Here is a 22,880-nt window from a genome sequence, read left to right on the forward strand (position 1 = left end):
CGATTATGGAAAAGACAGAAGTTATTACACGAGTTTCAAAATTAGTCATACTCTTTTTATTCGCGGTAACACCGGTAATGCTCAACGGGCAAGACAATCGAAAAGTCTTGATGCGGTCGATACGGGGAACCGTGGTGGACGCGGCTTCGGGTTATCCGATTGCTTACGCTTCGGTTGCTCTGCTGGGAAGACCGGGAACGGGAGCGATCACGGATAGTTCGGGACATTTTATTATAAAAAATGTACCTGTCGGGCGTCACGATATACAGGCATCGTTCGTGGGATATGAATCCGCTATTTTTAAAGAAATACTTGTCACTTCCTCTAAAGAAGTGTTTCTGAACATTCCGTTGAAAGAGGCTATACGGGAACTGGACGAAGTCACGGTACGTCCGAGTCTGAATAAAGAGCAACCGTTAAATAAAATGGCAACGACGGGAGCGAGGATGCTGAGCGTGGAAGAGGCAAGCCGATACGCGGGGGGAATGGACGATCCCGCGCGTCTGGTCAGTTCTTTTGCCGGGGTATCACCTGCCATGTCAACGAACGGGATTTCCATTCACGGGAATGCTCCTCACTTGTTGCAATGGAGATTGGAGGACGTGGAGATACCGAACCCGAATCATTTTGCCGATTTATCAATTCTCGGGGGAGGTATTCTTTCGGGGTTAAGCAGTCACGTGTTGGGAAATTCGGATTTCTTTTCCGGGGCTTTTCCCGCCGAATTTAGTAATGCCGTGTCCGGTGTTTTCGACATGAAATTGAGAAACGGGAATAACCGTCGAGTGGAGAACACGATACAAATCGGATTGCTCGGTATGGACTTTGCCTCGGAAGGCCCGTTGACAAAGAAACATAATTCCTCTTATATATTCAATTACCGCTATTCCACGACGGGGATACTCGAGAAAGCGGGTATTGTTGACTTCGGGGGTATACTGGATTATCAGGACTTGAATTTCAAATTTAACATTCCCACACGGAAAGCGGGAACCTTTTCAGTCTGGGGAACCGGACTGCTCGATAAATCCGAAAGTGAATTCGAGAAGAACCCCGAAGAATGGGAATATCTCGGCGAACAGATGGAGAGCGAAACAAGTCAGTACATGGTGGCGGGAGGCATCTCTCACAGCTATTTCTTCAACGATAACACGCGATTGAAAACCATTGTTGCCGCTACTTATTTCAGGCATAAAGGATTTGTTGACTTCTATGATTTCGATTTGAACAAGTACCCGAATCTGGATTTGGTACGTAATAACACGAACTTGATTTTCTCCGCCATATTGAACCGGAAATTCAGTGCAAAATTTACCAACAAAACGGGTTTTACTTTCACGAAGATGTACTACGACATGGAAATGAACCTGTGCCCGTACACGATGCAACCATTGGAATTGATATCCAAGGGTGACGGCAACACGAATCTGATCTCCGGGTACACGAGTTCATCCATCGGACTGAGCGACCGGGTAACCCTAAGCGTGGGACTTAATGCGCAGGTACTCACGCTGAATAATCATTGGACGGTAGAGCCTCGTGCCGGAATAAAATGGCAGGCTACCCCGAAAGCCTCGTTTGCCTTGGCTTACGGGCTTCATAGCCGGATGGAAAAAATGGATGTTTATTTCGTGCGTACCCGAAGCACGGGTACGGAACCCGTGAACAAGGATTTGGATTTTTCGAAGGCGCATCACGTGATGCTTTCGTATGGTTGCAGGTTATCCGATAACTTGAATTTAAAGATTGAACCTTACTTCCAACATCTATTTGATATTCCCGTGATTGCCGATAGTTCCTATTCCGTGCTGAACCGTGTGGACTTCTACGTGGAGGAAGCTTTGAAGAACAAGGGAAAGGGACGTAACTTCGGGGTAGACGTAACCTTGGAAAGATACTTGAATGACGGTGTTTACTACATGATATCCGGTTCGCTTTTCAGTTCCAAATACAAGGGAGGGGACGGCAAATGGCGGAACACGAAATATAACCGACAATTTATTATCAATTGTCTGAGCGGCAAAGAGTGGATGTTAGGACAAGACAAGCAGAATATACTGGGAATCAATCTGAAAATGACCATGCAGGGAGGGGATCGTTATAGTCCGGTTGACAGGGTGGCAACGCTTGACGATCCCGATAAAGTGGTACAACATGATGAAACGAAAGCATTCACGAAACAATTCTCGCCGATGTTTATCGTCAATTACACGATCAGTTACAAGATAAACAAGAAAAAAGTTTCTCATGAATTTGCCTTGAAAGGCTTGAATGCAACGGGTTGTAAAGAATATTACGGTCACGAGTATAACTTTAATACGGGAGAGATCAAGCCGTTGAGAAGTGCAACCGCTTTGCCGAACATTAGTTATAAGTTAGAATTTTAAAAATTTATAGAGATAAGGTATTACATTTGTACGCGTGGAAATAAACAAATATCGAATCATGAATTTGAACACGAAAGGGCAGAAGCTGCTGCATCATATATTGATAAACCCGAAGGCTAAGGTTTGGCGGCACGCTCTCCTGATCGTGGCTATCGCTTCGGTTTCTTTCAACCAGACGTATATAGTTTTTCAACACGGGATTCCCGTGTTGCGCGATAAACTATACCTGATAGCCTTGTTTGCAGCCTTATCGTATCTGGTCGTTGTCTATTACAATATTTACGTGCTGATTCCCAAGTATCTGATAAAAAAGAAATACACGTTGTACGGTATAGGAGTTGCTATCTCGGTGATATTGCTTCTGTGCGGGCAGAACTTGATCGAGGATATTACCCGTTCATACTTGGGAGAAGCGGGAATGAACTATCTCAGTCCGGTATCCTTGATAAACAATATATCTTCTTTTACCACCATCTCTCTCTGTTTGGTGGGTGGGTCTATCACCGTGCTGCTGAAATATTGGATGCTGGAAAACCAACACGTGAGCCGGTTGGAGAAGATGCATATTCAATCGGAAGTGGAGCAATTGAAAGAACAGGTGAACCCGCAATTATTGTTCAACATTCTGGATAAAACCGGACGTTTGGCAAACACGGAGCCGGAGGAATCTTCCCGTATGCTATTCAAATTGAGTCAACTCCTGAGATACCAGTTGTATGATTGTAGCCGCGGCACGGTATTGCTGGATGCTGAAATTCGTTTTCTAGGCAATTACCTGTCACTGGAGCAAATATATTCACGGCAATTCGAATACCGGATTTCATCGGAAGGAGAGGTCAGGCGGGTGTTTATCCCACCTTTATTATTTATCCCTTTCGTGCAGTGGTGCGTGATGCAAATATACAAAGGGAACCAACAGGGAGTGCTTCACTTGGATTTTAAAGCGGATAAGAAACAGGTTGAATTTGTTTGCGAACACGATCGCGAAACAATTCCCGGGGAAGGCGATCTTTCAAGAATAAAACAACGCTTGGCTTTCTTGTACAAAACCGATTATTCGTTAGCCCTCGCTGAAAATTCCATTCATTTAACGTTAAAACAGCCGGAATCATGATAAAAGACATAGACCGAAGTATACCTGATTTCCTGTCATCCCCCAAGTTCCGGGTACACAGGCATCTGTTATTGCAGTTGACACTTATCTGCATATCGTCGAGTGTTTTTGCCGACCTGTCGGGAGAGGTACTTGCCACGCGGGAACGGCTCTACTGTTTTATCGGGTTCTATCTCGTGCTTAATTTGGACGTGTATTGCAATCTTTATCTCCTTGCACCCCGTTTCCTTATGAGAGATCGTATTTCCAGCTATATATTATCCGTTGTCGGTATGATACTGTTTGCTATCCTGATTATATCCGTTTTGCAATCCAGTTTTTATAATCTCTATCAAACAGATCCCGTGTATAACCGGTATATCGTGTTGAATCTTGTTTCTTCAATGATATCAATCGGGCTGCTTACATTCGGTTCGTCAACCTTGCTACTTATAAAATACTGGATAGAATATAATCAGAGAGTGGATGAATTGGCTTCTTCCACTTTGCAGTCGGAACTGAAATTTCTGAAGAAACAAATCAACCCTCATTTCTTGTTCAATATGCTGAATAATGCCAACGTGCTGCTCCGCAAGAACCCGAAAGAGGCTTCCCGCGTACTGTTTCGTTTGAAAGACTTGCTGCGTTACCAGATAAATGACAGTACCAAAGAGAAAGTATCATTGAACTCGGAGATTCAATTCTTGAGTGATTTCCTGAATTTGGAGAAAGTGCGGCGGGATAATTTCGAATACCTGATTATGAAAGAGGGAAAAATGGAGCAGTTTTGGCTACCGCCATTGTTGTTTATCCCTTTCGTGGAAAATGCCGTGAAGCATAATCCGGACACGGAAAACAAGTCGTTTGTCTACCTTTCTTTTGAAGTGACGGACGATCGTTTGATATTCCGCTGCCAAAATTCGAAGCCTGCAATAGCACCGGAACGCGCTGAAGTGGGAGGGTTGGGATTGAAAAATATAAAACGTCGGTTGGAATTGTTATTCCCGGGTAACCATTCTTTGGAAATTCAAGAAGACGAAAAAACATACACTGTAAATTTACACCTGATATTATGAATTGTATTATTGTAGATGATGAACCGTTGGCAAGAGAAGCTATAGAATTATTGACAGGGGAGAACACGCGATTGAAATTGACGGGGACATTTAATAATGCATTGTCCGCTTCCCGGTTTATGGAGGACAACCCCGTTGATCTGGTATTTTTGGATATCCAAATGCCGGGCATCACGGGGATTGAATTTGCCCGGGCGATTCCCCGGAGGACTCTGGTCATTTTCACTACCGCGTACACGGAGTATGCCTTGGACAGCTACGAGGTGGATGCTATTGATTATCTGGTGAAACCCGTGGAGGCAGAACGTTTCCAAAAAGCCGTGGAAAAAGCGATGATATACCATGCACTCTTGTTGCAGGAAGAAAAAGAGAATATCGAACCGGTAGATAATGAATTTTTCTTCGTGAAGTCCGATCGCCGTTATTTCAAAGTGAATTTCAAAGATATACTTTTTATCGAGGGACTGAAAGATTACGTGATTATCCAACTGGCAGACCAGCGTATTATTACCCGGATGAACTTGAAAACGACATATGAACTCCTGCCTAAAAAAGACTTCCTACGGGTAAATAAATCATATATCGTGAACACGAATCATATTGACTCTTTCGACAATAACGACATCTTTATCGGGAATTACGAAATAGCGATAGGCAACACGTACCGGGATTCATTTTTCGATACGTTTATGAAGAGGGGATAAATTCAAGGTAAAAAACGTTTTCGTGCGTTTGTCCTAGAGTTATCCCGATAATATCGTGATGCAAACGGGCAACACTTGAGTTGTAATGTGGTTGCACGTTTGTTGTAAATACAGTGTAGAAACGCTTCGGGGTATATCTACAACGGCTCAACAATGGTAGAACATCGAATGAAGGAGCCTACTTGGGGAGAATGGTAACCTTTACACGTGAGATTTTCAGACTATCGTATATATACGATATTTATTATTTTGCGATTTTATTTGGAGTTTTCACGTATTGTTCGTAGATTTACGAATAACAAACAATCTAAAGAATGGAAAATAAGAAATACTCGGACGAACAAATACAGGTAGCCCGTTTTGCCAAGGCAATGGGGCATCCGGCAAGAATGGCGATTCTTGATTTCCTTGCAGGGCAGGAGAATTGCTATTTTGGAGATATTCACGAGGAATTACCTATCGCGAAAGCGACTGTTTCCCAGCACTTGAAAGAACTGAAAGAAGCGGGTTTAATACAAGGAGAAATTGAAACTCCCAAGGTGAAGTATTGTATCAACCGGGAGAATTGGGCTTTAGCAAGTAGATTATTCGCGAATTTCTTTTGCGAGTGTAATCGGGTGCGGCTTTAGTGACCGTTGTCGGCGTACTTGTCGAAGTTCCGGTTATGCTTGCTTTGGTACGAATGGCAAACCGAACTAAAAGGTGGTTCCCTGTGGTAGGGAGTAACACTATCAAGATATGAACAAAAGAGGAATATCATTAGCTTACCCGCACGCAAGCGGCGGGCTATGGTTTGTCCCGACTATCTTTAGAGTAGAAACACTGTTGAAACATACCATGAAGGCAAATCAGCGAAGATGCTTCGTTCATGCTACGTCTATGGTGTAGAGAAAGTATAGAGTAAAGGCAGAGCAATGTATGCCAAGTTCACATTAAATGAATCAATAATGAAATCACGTATTCAAAGTTATATATATATTATCAGCGTTCTCGTGTTATTGGGAAGTTTATTTCTTCTAAGGGGAAATATTAGTCGTTTTCTATCGGGGATACAAACGAAAAATAGTACGGATATAAAACATGAAGCGATAGCCGATACAATCATCAAACGATACAATTACAACCGGAATGACAATGATTATCAAGTCACTTTTTTAGAATTTGGGGCAACTACCTGTCATTCTTGCAAACTAATGGAGAAAGTCATGGAGGAAGTGCGGGAACGCTATTCAAGCAAAGTAAATACCGTGTTTATTAACGTGACTCTTCCCGCGAATAAAGATATCGTGAAATATTTTGGAATCGTAACTATTCCGGCTCAAATATTACTTGACAAAAATGGGAAAGAATATTATCGTCATGAAGGCTATATCTCGGCAGATGATTTGAGTAAACAATTTTTCATTCAGGAATAACGGACAATATCCTCGTCCCTTATTTCTTACCGAATACTTCGGGATTCTTTGGGTATTTCCCTGATAAGAGCATATAAAGATAGCTAGTTCATAACGAACTAGCTATCTTTATATGTTATTTACTTGAAATCAAATCTTGGAGTTCACGATATTCAGAATATCGGTTTCCATTTGTTTTGCCAGTTCGACCACTCTTTCACCTCTGGAAATGATGTCGTTAGCATACTCTTTATCATCCAATCCGGCAGCGTTGATCTTCACGTTGAGGAAGGCACCGATTACCCCGGAACGGGCAGCCAAAGCTCCAACCCCGGCATCTGTTACTGAATTAGGATTACCGATTTCAGCCATAGCTTTCACGACTTCCATGCACTCGAAGCAAAGCATCATCGTCTTGAAAGGAACTTCAGTAGCGAATTTGGTTGCGTCTTGGATAGCTTGATGGCGAGCGGCTTTTTCTTCTTCCGATTTTTTGGGTAATCCGAAGGCATCCATGATACGGTTGAAAGCGTTGGTATCCTCGTCAACCATTTTGATTAACTCAACTTGATAAGCCTTTCCTCTTTCTGCCCAATTGCTGAATTCTTCCCAACGTTCATCCCAACCGCGTTTGTGAGAGGAGAGGTTAGCCACCATGGTAGCCAATGAAGAAGCCAGAGCACCCATGTAAGCGGAAATAGAACCACCACCGGGAGCGGGAGATTCGGAAGCCGTTTCGTCAGCAAATTCACGAAGGTTCATATCAATCAGGAACTTCTTTCCTTGATTCATCTCGTCTTCCAGAATATATTCGATAATTTTCTTTCTCGGTTCGAAAGGATAAAGTTCATCCAACCCCAAAGACTTCACGGCAATCTTGATTAACTCCTTGTCGGAAACTCCGGTAGAGCGTTGTTGTTTGCGCAGGAAATAACGTCCGGCATCCAACATGGCTTTCAACGGAATTACACCTACCAACTCGGAACCCGTTACACGAATACCGCGATCTTGTGCTTTCCGGCATACTTCGTCAAATGCCTCGTGCACTGAAGTCACGGAAATATCGGTCAGGTTCATGGAAATTTGGGCGATACCGTATTCCTCGATAAACCAGCCGATGGCTTTCACGGATTTCAATGTTCCGGGAATCATCACATTTTTACCTTTCTCGTCTTTCACGATTTTCCCGGTGATAGGATTGCCTTCTCTCTTGGCACGTCCGCGTTCGCGCACGTCAAAAGCGATAGCGTTGGCACGACGGGTAGAAGTCGTGTTCAGGTTCACGTTGTAAGCAACTAGGAAATTACGTGCTCCCACGGCTGTTGCCCCAGTTTTTGCCGTCCATTCGTTCAATTCGCGGGGACCGAAATCAGGATGCCATTGCTCGCTGCTCAAACGTTCGCCCAAAGCCTCGTATTCCCCGGCACGGCAAGTAGCCAGATTTCTTCTTTCCGGGGTAAAAGCGGCGTTCTCGTAGCAATATACCGGAATATTCAATTCTTCCCCGATACGTTTTGCCAAAGCGCGAGCGTATTCCACGGTTTCTTCCATGGTAATATTGGACACGGGCACTAAAGGACACACGTCAGTTGCCCCGAAACGAGGATGCGCTCCTTTATGTTTTTTCATATCAATCAGTTCAGAGGCTTTCTTTACCGCGCGGAAAGCGGCTTCGCAAACTTCTTCCGGCGTACCTACCATGGTCACTACCGTGCGATTGGTTGCCTTACCGGGGTCCACGTCAATCAGACTAACACCTTCAACAGCCTTGATCTCTGCCGTAATCTGGTCAATAATGTGCATATCGTTCCCTTCACTGAAATTCGGAACGCATTCTATTAACTTTTTCATATCCTTGTTTAAATTGAAAATTACTATTTATAAAATATTCAGAATCACCTAATCACAAAATCGGAAATCATATAATCGACTACGGGTAACGTATCCTGTACGCTTTCCGAATCCATACTTTCTTGTAATGTGAATACGGCATAACGCGTCAGATTTGTTCCCCGTTCAAGAACACGGCTTCCACCAAGTCGCTTCCGTAAGCGTAGGGGAGATACTCGATTCCCGTGATCGGGGCAGTGATATAGAAATTGGCTTTTTTACCCACGGCGATACTGCCGAGTTCGTCTTCAACTCCCATGGCATAAGCCGAATTTATGGTTGTAGCGTTTATCACCTCTTCGGGAAGCATCTTGTAGTTGACACACCCGAGTGACATCACGAATTTCATGTTTCCGGAAGGAGAGGAGCCCGGGTTAAAATCAGAAGCCAAGGCTACCGGCAACCCTGCGTTTATCATCGCCCGAACGGGAGAGTAGGGCATATTCAAAAAGAACGCGGCACCCGGTAACACGGTCGGCATGGTTTCACTTCCTTTCAGCGCGGCTATTTCCTCTTCACCCACGTATTCGAGGTGATCGACTGAAAGGGCGTTATATTTTACCCCGACTTGGATACCACCCGAGTAGTCCAGTTCGTTAGCGTGTATCTTCGCCCGCATTCCGTACTTCATTCCGGCATTCAACATTCTGTCCGTGTCTTCCACGGTAAAGAATCCTTTGTCGCAGAACACGTCGATATAATCGGCCAAATCTTCTGCCGCCACTGCCGGAATCATTTCGTTAATAATCAAATCCACGTATTCGGTCTGTCGTCCTTTGTATTCCAACGGCACGGCATGAGCCCCCAAGAACGTGGATTTTATAGTTAAAGGAGTTTCTTCTTTCAGGCGTTTAATTACTCTCAACATCTTGAGTTCACTCTCGGTATCCAACCCGTAACCACTCTTGATTTCCACGGCTCCGGTTCCCAGTGAAGCGATTTCTTGCAAACGGGCGTAAGCGGAATCAAATAATTCCTGCTCGGAAGCTTTGCGGATACGCTCGGCAGAATTTAATATACCACCGCCTCTTTTAGCGATTTCCTCGTAAGAGAGTCCCTTGATTTTGTCGATATACTCGATCTCGCGACTTCCCGCGTACACGAGATGCGTGTGTGAATCGCAATAAGCGGGCAACACAAGACGACCGGTCGCGTCAACTTCCTGTACCGTGTCGGTATTCTCGTAAATAGCGTCTTGATTCAATTCGCTCATTTTCCCGAAAGCCTCGATGCGATCACCATCGATTAGAAGGTAGGCATCATCAATCATGCCTAATTTCGCCATATCGGCACCCGCAACCCATTTACGCGGTTCTTCCTCAACCTGAACGAGTTGCTTTATGTTGATAATTAATGTTTTCATCCTTTTCGTGTTTATATCATTTGGGAACGAAAGTATTAAAAACCTTGAATATCCGCAAGGTTTTTACCTGAATACTTGCAATCTGTTCGCGTCTAATCTTAAGAAGATGAAAATAAGTATGGTAAATGCCCATAAGGAGGAGCCCCCGTAACTGAAAAACGGGAGCGGAATCCCGATCACGGGTACCAGACCTATCGTCATTCCGATATTCACTGCGACATGGAAGAATAGGATAGAAGCTACCCCGTACCCGTATACGCGCGAAAAAGCAGAACGCTGTCGTTCTGCCAACTTTATCATTCGCAAAATGAACGCCATTAATAATAAAATCACGACGGAACTACCAAGGAATCCCCATTCCTCACCCACGGTACAGAAAATAAAGTCAGTACTTTGCTCCGGTACGAAATTGAATTTCGTCTGTGTTCCCTGCAAAAAACCTTTCCCGAAAAACCCGCCGGAGCCGATGGCTATTTTAGACTGAATCACGTTATAGCCCGAACCTTTGGGATCAACCTTTATACCCAGAAGTTCGTTTATACGATCTTGCTGGTGAGGTTGAAGATGGTCAAAAGCATAATCAACGGAAAGCGCAGCTCCCACGCATAGCCAAGATACAAGAAGCAACGCGATCATGTATTTCATCTTCCGCTGGTAAATCGGGAACAAGGCCGCGATTGTCGTTACAATGTACACGCTCAATAACATATAATAGAACGGGATAGACAGGTGGAACACCCAATCAACCAGAACGAATAACCCGAAACCACCCGCGATAAAAGCTACAATCTGTAATAATTCCCGCATATTATGCCTGTAATAATAGAAGGCTATCAACGTCCCGATAATGATAATTATCAAAACCGCGAAAGGAGAATAAAGCAAGGAGATGATAAATATAACGGGTACGATAAAGCAGAGCAACAGTATTGAGCCATGCAACCCTTCCCGGAACAGCACGAGAATAAAACTACTGTACACGAGTGCCGAACCCGTATCGTTCTGCAAAATAATCAATCCTGCCGGAATGGCAAGTATGACACCGATCGTGAGCAGGCTGGAAAAACGCATCATCTTGAAATTGTGACGACTCATAACATAAGCGATAGCCAGATTGGTGGCGAACTTGGCAAACTCTGCCGGTTGTATTCGTATATCCTTGATTTCAAACCATGAACGGGCTCCTTTTGCTTCCGTACCGAACAAAAGCACGGCGACCAACAAGAACACCATAAACCCGTATATCACGAGCGAGAAACTCGTGAAAAATTTACTGTCAGTCAATAGCACGAGGAAAGCCAACACGAAAGAAGCCCCGATCCATAGCAATTGCTTGCCGTACCTTTGGGTTATATCGAAAATACTACTATGTTCTTCGTCATAAACAGCCGCGTATATATTCAGCCAACCGATGAAGACGAGCAAGATGTACAGCAAAATAGACACCCAGTCAATATTCGCCAATAATTTATTAGACCTGCTATTCATCACTTTTCTCGTTGCTTTTAATGGTTAGGTTTTTGATAAGATTTCCCTCGAACATCTCTTTTTCCAGTGGTTTCTTCTTGTCCGATATCTTGCCTTTCAAGTATTTTTCTATCAATAAGCCGGCAATCGGGGCGGCATAACGCGAACCCCACACGCCATTTTCGACATACACGATTAACGCTATTTTGGGGTTCTCTACCGGGGCAAAAGCGATAAACACGGAATGGTCGTCACCTTCCGGGTTTTGTACCGTTCCCGTTTTCCCGGCTATCGTGACGGAATCCACTTGCGCCCGTCGTCCCGTGCCTTTAGTGATAACCATTTTCATCCCCTCGATAATGGGCTCGAAATGCTTTCGGTCTATCGGGATTTCGTGTTTTTCGATACGTCTGGCAACGTCATCCGTGGGACGCACGACATGGGGAGTCATGTAATATCCCCGGTTCGCCAGTATAGTTGCAAGGTTTGCCATTTGTATCGGAGTGATTAATAACTCACCTTGACCGATAGAAAGGGAGATAATGTATGATGGGAACCATTTTTGGGTTTTCAGCACTTTGTCATAGTAACCCTGTGTGGGAATGGAACCGGATACTTCATTGGTGAAGTCGGGGCATAGCTTACTCCCGAACCCGAAGGAAGTCACGTATTTTCGCCATTCATTGTAAGCGTTACGCACGTTCCCGTATTCCGGTAATTCCAGTATCTGTTTGAAAACGGTCACGTAATAAGGATTGCACGAGTTCTCTATCGATTGCACCAGATCGACGGGAGAGCTGTGGTTATGGCATTTCATAAACCGCCCGCCGACAATAGGAGCTCCGCCGTGGCATGAAACCCGCGTATTCGTCGTGATCGCCTTTGTTTGCAACCCGATAAGAGCTTGCACAGTTTTAAAAATAGAGCCGGGGGGATACTGCGCCATGGTCGTTCTGTCAAAGAGAGGTCTTAGCGGGTCTTGAATTAACTTCGAGTAATTGTTCCCCCGGTCTAGCCCGACCATTAATTGCGGATCATACCCCGGACTGGACATTTTTACCAGTATCTCGCCCGTGCCGGGTTCTATTGCCACGATACCGCCCTTTTTGTTTTGCATTAATTGATAAGCGTATTCTTGCAGGTCGATATCTAACGTGGTATGTAAATCTTCTCCCACGACAGCCTCGTGGTCGTATTCCCCGTCCGCGAAGGAACCTTTCACCCGGTTAAAACGGTCGACTAATAAAATCTTTTTCCCTTTGGTTCCTCTCAAATGTTTTTCATATGTATATTCCAACCCGTTCGCGCCGACATAGTCACCGCGGGAATAAGAAGTATCTTTACCGATTTGTTCTTTTGTAACCTCGCTGATGTACCCGAACACGTCAGCCGAGTGATTCACGTTATATTTGCGTAACGTTCTGGTCTGAATATAGAAACCCGGGTAACGGTATAGCTTTTCTTGAAGTACGGCATATTTAGGCCCCGTGATCTGAGAGATCAGGGGAGATGCTTTCCATGTTGAATAATCCTTACATTCTTGAATCTTTCGTTCTAAATATTCTCTGGATATACCTAAAATCGAAATCAGTTCCAATGTATCAAACTGTTTTACCTGCCGGGGAATAATCATCAAATCATAGGCGGCTTGGTTATCCACCAAAAGTTTACCGTTACGGTCATAAATCAACCCGCGCGCGGGATATTGAGTTTCCGTACGCTGCGAATTGTTGTCCGCCATGACTTTATAGGTGTCGTCTATCACTTGATAAGAAAACAAGCGAAACATATATATGGCGCATACCGCTATGATAATACCTGATATGATCCCTTTCCTGTATCCGAATTTATTCATATCAAAAGTCTGTTACTAAGTCAATTGAAACACACTATTCTCTATTGCTGTACTTTCTTGATTCCTATAAAATAGTAAAGCAGGATAAACAGCATGGAGATAAAGGTACTCAAAATAATCCGTATAAGCGTGATCGTGATGTCGTTAAACGTGAACGCTTCCGCGAAAATCAGGACTATATTGAAAAACAACGTGGATAAAAAAGAATATTTGAAAAACCACCTGAAGTCATCCAACCGTAGCGTCCCGTGGGCTTCATCCAATTCTTCCCGCGTGGAAGTCAGCAATAACAGCCGGGGGCGGAGATAGGCCAGAAAGGTGGAAGCCGCCGCATGAATACCAACAGTGTTATCTGCCAAGTCCATCAAAAAGCCCAAAAGGAACCCGAACAAAAGTAACGGTATACCTTTCACCTTGTAGGGCAGGATGAAAATGGCCAGAATATATATATTGATATAGAAATAGGAGCCAATATGGATATTATCCACGATCACGATCTGGAGAATGGCTAAAATCACGAAATGGATAAGATAATTTACATTACTCATGATAGTTTATGGCTTCTAACAGGTTTTGCTCGTTCTTCTTTTTGTTCTCGATCACGTACACGTGATTCAATCGCTTGAAATCAACCGCTAATCTGACTTTTATCTTCAAGAAATTAGCCGTTTCACGATCTACCGCTTCCACGTATCCCACGATAATACCTTCCGGAAAAATCTTGGAAAGTCCGGAGGTCACGATCGTGTCACCCTCTACAACATCAACATGATAGGGGATATCTTTCAAGTAAGAATAGCGATAATTGTCACCGTCCCATTGTAAAGAACCGTAATAATTATTCTTCTTTATCTTGGCTGAGATTCTGGTATCGATGTTAATCAAGGGAATAACGATAGAGTAGTTGTCACTCAAGTCTTGAATCAGACCTACAATTCCTTCCGGGGAGGCCACGCCCATCTCTTTCTCGATGAAGTTTTTACGCCCCCGGTCAATCGTGATGTAATTCTTCACCCGGTTGAAAGTCGCGTTCACAACCCTAGCCCCCGTGTAATCGTAAACGGGTATACTATCCTGTACAACTATTCCCCTGACAACCGTATCCCTCAATACCTCGAATCCTTCCAGACGTTTCTTTAATTGAATGTTCTCGTCTGCAAGAGCTTCATTAATCTCCTTTAACCGGAAATAATCTTTCACGTCAGTAGTCACCGACGAGATATTCCCGAATAGAGTAGAGGCGTGTTGAGAGAAAATTGCTCTCTGATACTCGTTATGACGAATAATCAGAGAGAAACTTACGATTTCCAGAAGTATAAAAATTATAGTAAAATGGTACTTTAATATAAGTTTTATAATCTCTTTCACATCACTATCTTATAAGGAATGAGAACCTATCTACATTCTTTAGCGCGATACCCGTACCTCGTGCCACGGCGCGAAGCGGATCCTCGGCAATATGGAACGGAATATTCAACTTGTCGGTCAAACGTTTGTCGAGCCCGCGAAGCAACGCTCCACCACCGGCGAGATAAATACCCTTGTTCACGATATCGGCATACAATTCCGGTGGCGTCTGTTCCAACGCTGCGAGAATAGCAATCTCGATCTTGGAAATGGATTTCTCGATACAGTGTGCTATTTCTTGATAAGACACGGGCACTTCAACCGGGAGCGAGGTCATTTGATTAGGACCTTGTACCACGAAATCGGCCGGCGGTTCGTCCAACTCGGAAAGCGCGGAGCCTACATGAATCTTGATTTCCTCGGCAGTACGCTCACCGATTTTGATATTGTGCTGATGCCTCATGTACTCTTGAATATCATCCGTCAAGTCATCACCGGCAATACGGATAGATTTGTTGGTCACGATACCCCCTAAAGAAATCACCGCGATCTCGGTGGTACCACCACCTATATCCACGATCATGTTTCCTTCCGGGGCTTCAACATCCAACCCTATACCCAAGGCGGCAGCCATCGGCTCGTAAATCATGTACACGTCACGTCCCCCGGCATGCTCGGCAGAGTCGCGAACGGCACGTAATTCCACTTCGGTACTTCCCGAAGGGATACATACCACGATACGCAGGGACGGGGAGAAGAACTTGCTTTTCCCGTTCGCCATTTTAATCATTCCCCGAATCATCTGTTCAGCGGCGTTAAAATCTGCAATCACACCATCGCGAAGAGGGCGAATGGTCTTGATATACTCGTGTGTCTTACCCTGCATCTGGCGTGCTCTCTCGCCGATAGCAATCACTTTTTCCGTCTTTTTGTCGATAGCCACGATGGAAGGCTCGTTTACAACCATCTTATCATTCATGATAATGATAGTGTTTGCCGTTCCCAAGTCTATCGCTATATCTTGTGTTAAAAAAGAAAACAAACCCATAATTCTATTAATGTTTGAAGTGTCTCATTCCTGTAAAAATCATCGCAATATCATACTTGTTTGCCGCGTCAATCGAATCTTGGTCATGGATAGACCCGCCCGGTTGAATAATAGCCGTGATACCGGCCTTGTGAGCGGCTTCCACGCAATCGGCAAACGGGAAGAAGGCATCGGATGCCATCACGCTACCCGGAATACGTTCGCCGCCTTGACGGATTGCATTCTCCAAAGCCCATATCCGGCTGACTTGTCCCGGACCGACCCCTGTCGTGCATTTATCTTTCGCGATAGCGATAGCGTTGGATTTCGTGTGTTTTACCACTTTCCACGCGAATAGCATATCTTCCAGTTCTTTTTCTGTCGGACGACGATTGGTCACGTATTGTAATTCACCGCCCAGAAGTTGCAAATCCATGTCTTGAATCAACAATCCCCCGAGCACAGTTTTCGCTTTCGAACACGTATAATCTCTCTTGGTAATATCGGATAATTGTAATAATCTTAAATTCTTTTTCTTCGCGAATATAGCACATGCTTCTTCCGAGAAGGAGGGTGCTACAACGACCTCAAGGAAAACGGGTGCCATAACTTCTGCCGTGGCCTTGTCTATTTCCCGGTTCGCGGCAACAATACCGCCGTAAATAGATACCGGATCCGCATCATACGCTTTTTTGAATGCCTCTGCTAATGTAGCGGCACTTCCGACCCCGCAGGGATTGGCATGTTTGGCTGCCACGATTGTCGGTTCGTCGAATTCTTTCAATGCTTCCAGCGCACCGTCGGTATCACCTATATTATTATAGGATAATTCTTTTCCTTGCAATTGAACGGCTCCCGGTAAAGTTCCCTCTGTTTCCTGCACTTGCGTGTAGAAAGTGGCAGCTTGATGGGGATTTTCCCCGTAACGAAGATCTTGTTTCTTCTCGTAAGTCAGAGTCAGTGTCTTCGGAGATTGGATATTCAATCTCTTTGAAAAATAGTTGGCTATTAGAGCATCATAATGAGATGTGTGAATAAACACTTTCGCTGCTAATAATTCCTTGGTTTCGACAGAAGTATCCCCGTTTGCTTGAATTTCTTCTATCACCTTACTATAATCTTCCGGATCAGTAATTACCGTCACGAAAGGATAATTCTTCGCGGCTGCCCGAATCATCGTCGGTCCGCCGATATCAATATTTTCAATAATTTCCTCGTGTGAAACTCCTGCTTTTAAAATGGTTTCCTTGAACGGATATAGATTACAAACGACCATATCAATAGGTTCAATCCCCAATTCGGTCATTTGCTGTTTATGCTTCTCGTTGTCCCTGATCGCTAAAATTCCTCCTTCTACATTCGGGTGAAGAGTTTTTACTCTACCGTCAAAACACTCTGGGAATCGGGTTATGTCGGAAATATCTTTCACGTTAATTCCTTCTTCCTTTAGCTTCTTGGATGTGCCTCCGGTAGAAATGATTTCCCAACCCATAGAATTTAGCGATTTAGCAAAATCAACAATCCCACTTTTGTCAAATACACTGATTAATGCTCTTTTCGTTCTCATCCGGATATTTTATTTTTTTGTATGAACGTAATATTACTTTGCCGACAAAGGTAAAAAAAAGAATAGTATTTCTTTAAATAAAAAATGGTTTCGTGTAATATTTTTCTCGATATCGTTTCCATGTGTTTGAAAAATACGTATATTTGATAAAATTTTAGGTTTCACGAAAGGCTTTTGAAGCCATTTATATATTGATATTATGAGTGATAGCGTACTTGATTTGATTATTTACTTGGCGTTGACTTTAGGGGCAGGAGCCGTGGGGTTAATAAAGTCTTCCAAAGAAAAGAAAGCCAAAAATGCACGTCCGGTTGTACAGCAGCCGGAAGAATTTTTTGATGAATCGGATGATGACACGGTAGTCATAACGCAGCAACCGGAAATTTTTAAACCCCAAGAAATATTTCAACCTGTATGGCAAGACGAGGAACTTTCCGAAAAACTGGAAAAAGAAAAAGAGGAAAGTATCACGGGTTTTGGGAGAACGGATGAAGAACGCTATGCCATGTTGGAAAGAATGCAACAAGAAGCCCGAAAAGTTCGAGGGAAACGAATCACGACTTTATTTAAAGAGGAAGAAGAGGAACCGTCTAATGAGCAACAAACGGAAATCCCAAATAAGCATTTTGAACTGGATATCCGTCAAGCCATCATCGCTAGTGAAATCTTGAACCGGAAATATTAGAAATTAATCCCGATACCGGTAGAGAAAGTGAAAGAATAAGGCTTGAAGTCAATATCACTATTCTTACTAAGCGATTGTAGATAATATTTGAATCCCGGCTCCAATTTAAGGCGAATGGATTTAGATAACGGGTATTCAATACCGAAACCGACATTCGTGCTGACATTAAATGTCCGAATATTTTCAGCTTCTCCCATTAATTCTTTTTTACCGCTATAATTCACGTAAGTATGATTACGCACGAGGAAACTCGCACCAAGACCACCCAATATACTGAAACGAATCTTGTTATCGTTCAAATGGAAACGGAATGCTAACGGGATCTCGATAGCATCAAATTGCTGCTCGATACTTCCTTCTTCATCTTGTTCTCCTTTTAAGGACAAATAATTCTCTGAATTGGAAACTGTCGCTTTTGCTTGATTCTTCACGTTACCAAGTGGAGTATAGGCATGTGTATTAGCAGTATAACTTACCATATCACCGCGAGGCACGAAAACCTGTGCATCTGATGTCTTTTGTCCCATTCTGGAATATCCCAATCCTGTTTCAATAGATATACGTTTGCTAGGTTTCACCGCAAAGGTCAACCCTCCACCTAAATTGAATATACCACTCATCGAACTGTTATCAAATTGAGCGGAACGAGCAGCTTGATTATTTACATGGTAATTTCCCGATGAATACCCGGGGGAGATATAACCTCCAACCATAAATATTTTCTCTTCCTTGGAAAGTTTTTTCTCTTTAGGAGTACTTGCAACAGGTGCTCGACTATCCAACAAAGCCATATACTCCTTTTGATTTTGCAGGGCATTCCCGTTTACCAACGGGATAAATTCCGCGCGAACACTTGTTTTTTTCAATTCACTCTCGGGCTGCTCCACTTCCAGACCGCTTGAAGATTGAATCGCGAGTTCCACGGGAGTGATTGTCCCCGAATCCATACCGGACTGTCTTGTTTCCCGTTTACGGGTAACTGCCGGAATTGAATGAGGAGTTGAAGTAAATGCTAGTATTCGGTTTTCATCCTGAGAGTTATCAATTGGTTGTATAGCGGCAATAGGAGTGGGAGAGTAGAGAGTGTCTTGTTGATTGGGAATAACAAAAGTGATGCACAGCAGTAAAATAACAGCAGCCGCAATTCCGCTATATGTATATATGCGTTTCAAGCGTCGTTGCTTCACCACGAAGTGGGAATCAATCCTTTCCCATATTCGTGCCGGAGGCTCGACGGAAACCTGTTCCATGGCATTTTTAAACAATTTCTCTAAATTCTCACTCATCTCTCAAATATGCATTTATCTTCTTTTTCAAAATATCTTTTGCCCGTGCCAGATTGGATTTTGACGTACCGTCAGAAATACCCAACATCGCGGCGATTTCCTTATGTTGCATGTTCTCCATGACATACAAGTTGAACACCAACCGATACTTTTCCGGTAATTGATTGACAAACTCGAACAACACGTCCGACGGAATGCTCAAATTATCATCAATATCGTCTTCATCCATTACTTCCGGGACTTCTTCGACAACTTGCAGAGAACGGTTTTTCCTGTATTTTTCCAACGCGGTATTAATAAATATACGTTTCATCCATCCCTCAAAGGAGCCTTTGCCCGTGTATTGCCTGATAGACTCCAGTATCTTTATAAAACCATCCTGTAAGTTATCTTCAGCCTCTTCGCGTGATTTGGAGTATTGAATGCATATAGCAAACATTTTAGCAGAGAACATATTATATAGTTGTTCTCCCGCTTTTCTGTCTCCTTTCTTGCATCGCTCTACTATTTTGTCCAAATTACACATTGATAACTTATTTCTTAGATGCGGTTTTGCGCAAATGGTTGCGTTCGTTACGCGAAAAAATAAAAAAAATTCATTACCAACTAAAAAGCTGCCGTTTTTTTTGCATCCTATCGTTTTTTTGCGAATATTCGCAGTGTAATTTCAAAAATCAAATGCGATTACGAATATTTTAAACTATAAAAAACAGCTAAAATGAAAACATTTTTAAATTTGAAACAATGCTTAATTTTATTCGCAGCGGTGTTCTCCTTAACATCCTGCTTGAAGAGTGACGATCCAGATTTTCAGATTGTAGCAGGAGGGTATCTACAACAAGTTGTAAATGAAACGAGTAATCCCGGTCAAGAGGGGGAAGAACCAACAATAACAGTAAGTTACGAGTTTACTCCTTATTGTTTAGTTCAATCTAGTGAGGCAATGACTGATTGCAAAGCAACAGGTTCTAGTGGAATCATGTCCATGCAACAAATCACTCCTTATGCATATCAAACTAGAAGTTCCACATCTACCCCTGACTATTCAAAAATATCATACTCTATCATAGCCTCTAACGCAAGTGGTGAATCAGCTTCAACAACAGTATCGTACCAAAGTTTAGATAAAGTAATGGAGAGTAAATTTGAAAGTACTATAAGTTTTGAAGGAGGAAAGGGATTGACTGTTGAATTTAATAAGGTGAAAAATGCGACGGCATATATGGTTTTAGCTAAAAAAACAACTTCCGAAACTCTATATGATGGAGCAACAATTGTTGCTGAGTTTACGGAATCAGATTTAACTAATACGAGAGAACTTACAATAAATGAAGCGACCTTTGCTAAAAACTTAGAAGCTGGAAGTTATATACTTGAAACAGCTGCTGTTATTAATGTATCCAGTTATGGTATATTAGGTATTGTCGTATATCAAAAAGGAAAATCTACGCCTTATACAAAAGAATAAACAAATATAATCTCAATAAAAAACGCCTTGAAAAAGGCGTTTTTTTTATCACTTAAATATTGTGAGTTTTTTCTTTCAACCATTCCTTTTCCTCATTCGTCAAATAAGGCGAAACCTCTTTATAAACCCGCTCATTATATTCATTTAGCCATTCGATTTCCTCTTTAGTCAACAATTCAACTAAAAGGGCGGATGTATCAAAATAGCAGAGTGTGATGGTTTCAAACTGATAAAATTCGCCAAATTCGTTCTCCGCTTTAGGTTGACAAACAATCAAATTCTCGTGGCGGATACCATGTAAACCTTCTCGATATAAACCCGGTTCATTGGAAGTAACCATCCCGGGAAGTATTTCTTGATTTTTAAGGTCAGGGCGTATGGATTGCGGTCCCTCGTGAACATTTAGGAAATACCCGACACCGTGTCCGGTTCCATGTCCGAAATTTCTTAAATTCATATATAAAGGCAACCTTGCAACTATGTCAATATTACATCCTTTTGAGCCTTTAGGGAAATATAGCCGACTAAGGTCAATCATTCCTTTCAAAACCAAGGTGTAATCTTCTTTCTCCAAACGAGTTAATTCACCTAACGGCATCGTTCTTGTAACATCCGTTGTACCGTGTATATATTGTGCCCCGGAATCCACCAGATATAACCCTTTCGGTTGTAATTCGGACTGTTGTTCCGGTGTAGCGGAATAATGCGGTAGAGCGGCGTTTTTTCCATACGCTGAAATACATCCGAAACTATCCGACATATAGCCCTCGTTCTCGGCCCTGAATTTACCTAATTGCTCCGCGGCTTCAAGTTCCGTAATCGTTCTCTTCGTCAAATTCTTTTCCAACCAGTAGAAGAATTTTGTCAATGCCACACCGTCTTTTTTACAAGCCAACCGGAAGCCTTCCAGTTCTGTTTCGTTTTTCACTGATTTCATTAACGGTACAGGTGATTCCACTTCCTTCGTTTCGAACCGTTTTGCTAAATGATAGTACACGGCATAATTACAAGTATTCGTGTCTACCAAATACTTCTTCTCTTTGTCCTGTTCATCCAGAAATAAGAATAAATGGTGATAATCATGCAATTCAATACCATCTGCCTGTAACTGTTGTTGAACTTCCGGGGTTACTTTATCCAATTTAATAAATAAATGGGCTTTTTCCTTCTCCACTATGGCATAGGCTATCGCCAGAGGATTGTAAGATATATCATTACAACGAATATTGTACATCCAAGCGATTTCGTCCAAACAGCTAAACAGCATGACATCACTGCCTTGAGCCGAAATAAATTGTCGTACACGTGCAACGCGTTCACTTGCCGATTCTCCGACATATTTCAAATCCAATCGCATTAATTCTCCCATAGGGAAAGCAGGACGGTCTAACCACATTTCTCCAAGTAAATCAATCTGTTCTTGTACAGTGATATTCTTGGGGGACAACACGTTCTTTAGATTGCGCACATCGCTAACAGACATACAAAATCCATCTATACCTACTTTAGAGTCAGCTTCCAACACTTCGGACAACCATTGCGGGTAATCCACGGCACCCGGTATCCGAAGTTTATGCAACGCGATACCGGAACCCGCTAATTCCTGTTCTGCTTGAATAAAATATCTGGTATCCGTCCACAATCCGGCAGCGTCGTTTGTTACCACTACGGTTCCGAACGAGCCGGTAAAACCGGATATCCATTTTCTTTGTTGCCAAGGAGCGGGAAGATATTCACTATTGTGAGGATCTGTACCGGATATAATATAAGCGGAAATATTCTCACGTCGCATAATCCTTCTTAATTCTGTAAGTTTCTCTTGTATCGTCATGACTTGATTTTTTATTTTTTCAAATGTAAAGATTTTAAAGCAGATAACAAAGCACACGAATGTTACATTTGTAAATAAAATATTATTGATACTTGTGATTACATTTGTAATGTCATCAAGTTCTAGGAAAAAACAGAATTTAATCATGTCAGAAAGATAGGAGATATGATCCATAAAGGCGAAATGATGTATTAACATCTATATACAATTGAATTTAATATACTGAAAACCAATATGTATATTCATCTATTCTATTGTGATAATTCAAGTGAAAACCTTTATTTTCTCTATCCCGATCCTTAAGTTCTTGTGAATAAATGTAAACAATATAAGTTATATATCTATTTACCAATATGTTATACTGTTTTTACGAAGTTTTACTCGAATATAAAAACAAGACATCTATTGTTATTAAGTAGTTGAATATTAATGATATATCA

The 22,880-nt window shown here is 42.6% G+C and carries 19 protein-coding genes and 1 pseudogene; 9 read left to right on the forward strand and 11 right to left on the reverse strand.

Annotated features, from left to right (window positions below):
* Nucleotides 1-5: 5 nt before the first annotated feature.
* The 7 genes and pseudogenes from H8S64_RS06130 (at nt 6) to H8S64_RS06155 (ending at nt 6,675) form a co-directional block, all read left to right on the forward strand.
* A complete protein-coding gene (locus H8S64_RS06130; protein ID WP_186975365.1) occupies nt 6-2,387 on the forward strand; it encodes a TonB-dependent receptor in 2,382 nt (793 codons plus the stop codon).
* A gap of 34 nt (nt 2,388-2,421) precedes the next feature.
* Nucleotides 2,422-3,501, forward strand: a complete 1,080-nt coding sequence (locus tag H8S64_RS22750) for a sensor histidine kinase (protein WP_222621146.1) — start codon at nt 2,422-2,424, stop codon at nt 3,499-3,501.
* Nucleotides 3,498-4,556: a sensor histidine kinase gene (locus H8S64_RS06140; RefSeq protein WP_186975367.1), complete on the forward strand. Its 1,059-nt coding sequence runs from the start codon at nt 3,498-3,500 to the stop codon at nt 4,554-4,556. Before H8S64_RS22750 ends, H8S64_RS06140 begins: the two co-directional genes overlap by 4 nt.
* Nucleotides 4,553-5,260: a LytR/AlgR family response regulator transcription factor gene (locus tag H8S64_RS06145; protein WP_099292441.1), complete on the forward strand. Its 708-nt coding sequence runs from the start codon at nt 4,553-4,555 to the stop codon at nt 5,258-5,260. The genes H8S64_RS06140 and H8S64_RS06145 overlap by 4 nt, the downstream gene beginning before the upstream one ends.
* Before the next feature lie 314 nt (nt 5,261-5,574).
* Entirely contained in the window at nt 5,575-5,889 is a 315-nt protein-coding gene (locus tag H8S64_RS06150; RefSeq protein ID WP_186975368.1) for an ArsR/SmtB family transcription factor, read from the forward strand.
* Nucleotides 5,874-6,002, forward strand: a pseudogene (locus H8S64_RS22890) (arsenical-resistance protein); the annotation flags it as partial. The gene H8S64_RS06150 and the pseudogene H8S64_RS22890, both read left to right, overlap by 16 nt.
* 205 nt (nt 6,003-6,207) lie before the next feature.
* Nucleotides 6,208-6,675, forward strand: a complete 468-nt coding sequence (locus H8S64_RS06155) for a thioredoxin family protein (protein ID WP_186975369.1) — start codon at nt 6,208-6,210, stop codon at nt 6,673-6,675.
* A gap of 129 nt (nt 6,676-6,804) precedes the next feature.
* On the opposite strand, the gene ftcD is transcribed toward H8S64_RS06155, so the two are convergent.
* From ftcD to purH, 8 genes are all read right to left on the reverse strand, one after another.
* Nucleotides 6,805-8,505: a glutamate formimidoyltransferase gene (ftcD, locus tag H8S64_RS06160; RefSeq protein ID WP_099292445.1), complete on the reverse strand. Its 1,701-nt coding sequence runs from the start codon at nt 8,503-8,505 to the stop codon at nt 6,805-6,807.
* A 148-nt stretch (nt 8,506-8,653) separates the two neighbouring features.
* The gene (gene hutI, locus H8S64_RS06165) at nt 8,654-9,907 is read right to left on the reverse strand and encodes an imidazolonepropionase (protein WP_186975370.1); all 1,254 of its coding nucleotides are present in this window, start codon (nt 9,905-9,907) and stop codon (nt 8,654-8,656) included.
* A gap of 63 nt (nt 9,908-9,970) precedes the next feature.
* Entirely contained in the window at nt 9,971-11,395 is a 1,425-nt protein-coding gene (gene rodA / locus H8S64_RS06170; RefSeq protein WP_099292447.1) for a rod shape-determining protein RodA, read from the reverse strand.
* Nucleotides 11,388-13,229 (reverse strand): penicillin-binding protein 2, encoded by a 1,842-nt coding sequence (mrdA, locus tag H8S64_RS06175; RefSeq protein WP_186975371.1) that lies wholly within the window; start codon nt 13,227-13,229, stop codon nt 11,388-11,390. Before mrdA ends, rodA begins: the two co-directional genes overlap by 8 nt.
* 41 nt (nt 13,230-13,270) lie before the next feature.
* The gene (locus H8S64_RS06180) at nt 13,271-13,777 is read right to left on the reverse strand and encodes a rod shape-determining protein MreD (RefSeq protein ID WP_099292449.1); all 507 of its coding nucleotides are present in this window, start codon (nt 13,775-13,777) and stop codon (nt 13,271-13,273) included.
* Entirely contained in the window at nt 13,770-14,597 is an 828-nt protein-coding gene (gene mreC / locus H8S64_RS06185) for a rod shape-determining protein MreC (RefSeq protein ID WP_186975372.1), read from the reverse strand. Before mreC ends, H8S64_RS06180 begins: the two co-directional genes overlap by 8 nt.
* 4 nt (nt 14,598-14,601) lie before the next feature.
* The gene (locus tag H8S64_RS06190; RefSeq protein WP_018336345.1) at nt 14,602-15,624 is read right to left on the reverse strand and encodes a rod shape-determining protein; all 1,023 of its coding nucleotides are present in this window, start codon (nt 15,622-15,624) and stop codon (nt 14,602-14,604) included.
* 7 nt (nt 15,625-15,631) lie between these two features.
* Nucleotides 15,632-17,170 (reverse strand): bifunctional phosphoribosylaminoimidazolecarboxamide formyltransferase/IMP cyclohydrolase, encoded by a 1,539-nt coding sequence (gene purH / locus H8S64_RS06195; protein ID WP_186975373.1) that lies wholly within the window; start codon nt 17,168-17,170, stop codon nt 15,632-15,634.
* A 199-nt stretch (nt 17,171-17,369) separates the two neighbouring features.
* On the opposite strand from purH, the gene H8S64_RS06200 reads away from it, so the two are divergent.
* Complete coding sequence (locus H8S64_RS06200) at nt 17,370-17,855, forward strand: hypothetical protein (RefSeq protein ID WP_186975374.1); 486 nt, start codon at nt 17,370-17,372, stop codon at nt 17,853-17,855.
* On the opposite strand, the gene H8S64_RS06205 is transcribed toward H8S64_RS06200, so the two are convergent.
* Both H8S64_RS06205 and H8S64_RS06210 read right to left on the reverse strand, forming a co-directional pair.
* Nucleotides 17,852-19,141, reverse strand: a complete 1,290-nt coding sequence (locus tag H8S64_RS06205) for a porin family protein (RefSeq protein ID WP_186975375.1) — start codon at nt 19,139-19,141, stop codon at nt 17,852-17,854. The two genes, H8S64_RS06200 and H8S64_RS06205, sit on opposite strands and share 4 nt — an antisense overlap.
* Nucleotides 19,134-19,667 (reverse strand): RNA polymerase sigma factor, encoded by a 534-nt coding sequence (locus tag H8S64_RS06210; RefSeq protein WP_099292454.1) that lies wholly within the window; start codon nt 19,665-19,667, stop codon nt 19,134-19,136. The genes H8S64_RS06205 and H8S64_RS06210 overlap by 8 nt, the downstream gene beginning before the upstream one ends.
* A gap of 192 nt (nt 19,668-19,859) precedes the next feature.
* Here H8S64_RS06210 and H8S64_RS06215 point away from each other — a divergent pair, with 192 nt between their 5' ends.
* Nucleotides 19,860-20,609: a hypothetical protein gene (locus tag H8S64_RS06215; RefSeq protein WP_186975376.1), complete on the forward strand. Its 750-nt coding sequence runs from the start codon at nt 19,860-19,862 to the stop codon at nt 20,607-20,609.
* Nucleotides 20,610-20,661: 52 nt separating this feature from the next.
* Here H8S64_RS06215 and H8S64_RS06220 read toward each other — a convergent pair whose 3' ends face one another.
* Entirely contained in the window at nt 20,662-22,440 is a 1,779-nt protein-coding gene (locus H8S64_RS06220) for an aminopeptidase P family protein (RefSeq protein ID WP_186975377.1), read from the reverse strand.
* Between the last annotated feature and the right edge of the window lie 440 nt (nt 22,441-22,880).

Origin of the sequence: Butyricimonas hominis (genome assembly GCF_014287455.1) — a bacterium.
Lineage (GTDB): Bacteria > Bacteroidota > Bacteroidia > Bacteroidales > Marinifilaceae > Butyricimonas > Butyricimonas muris.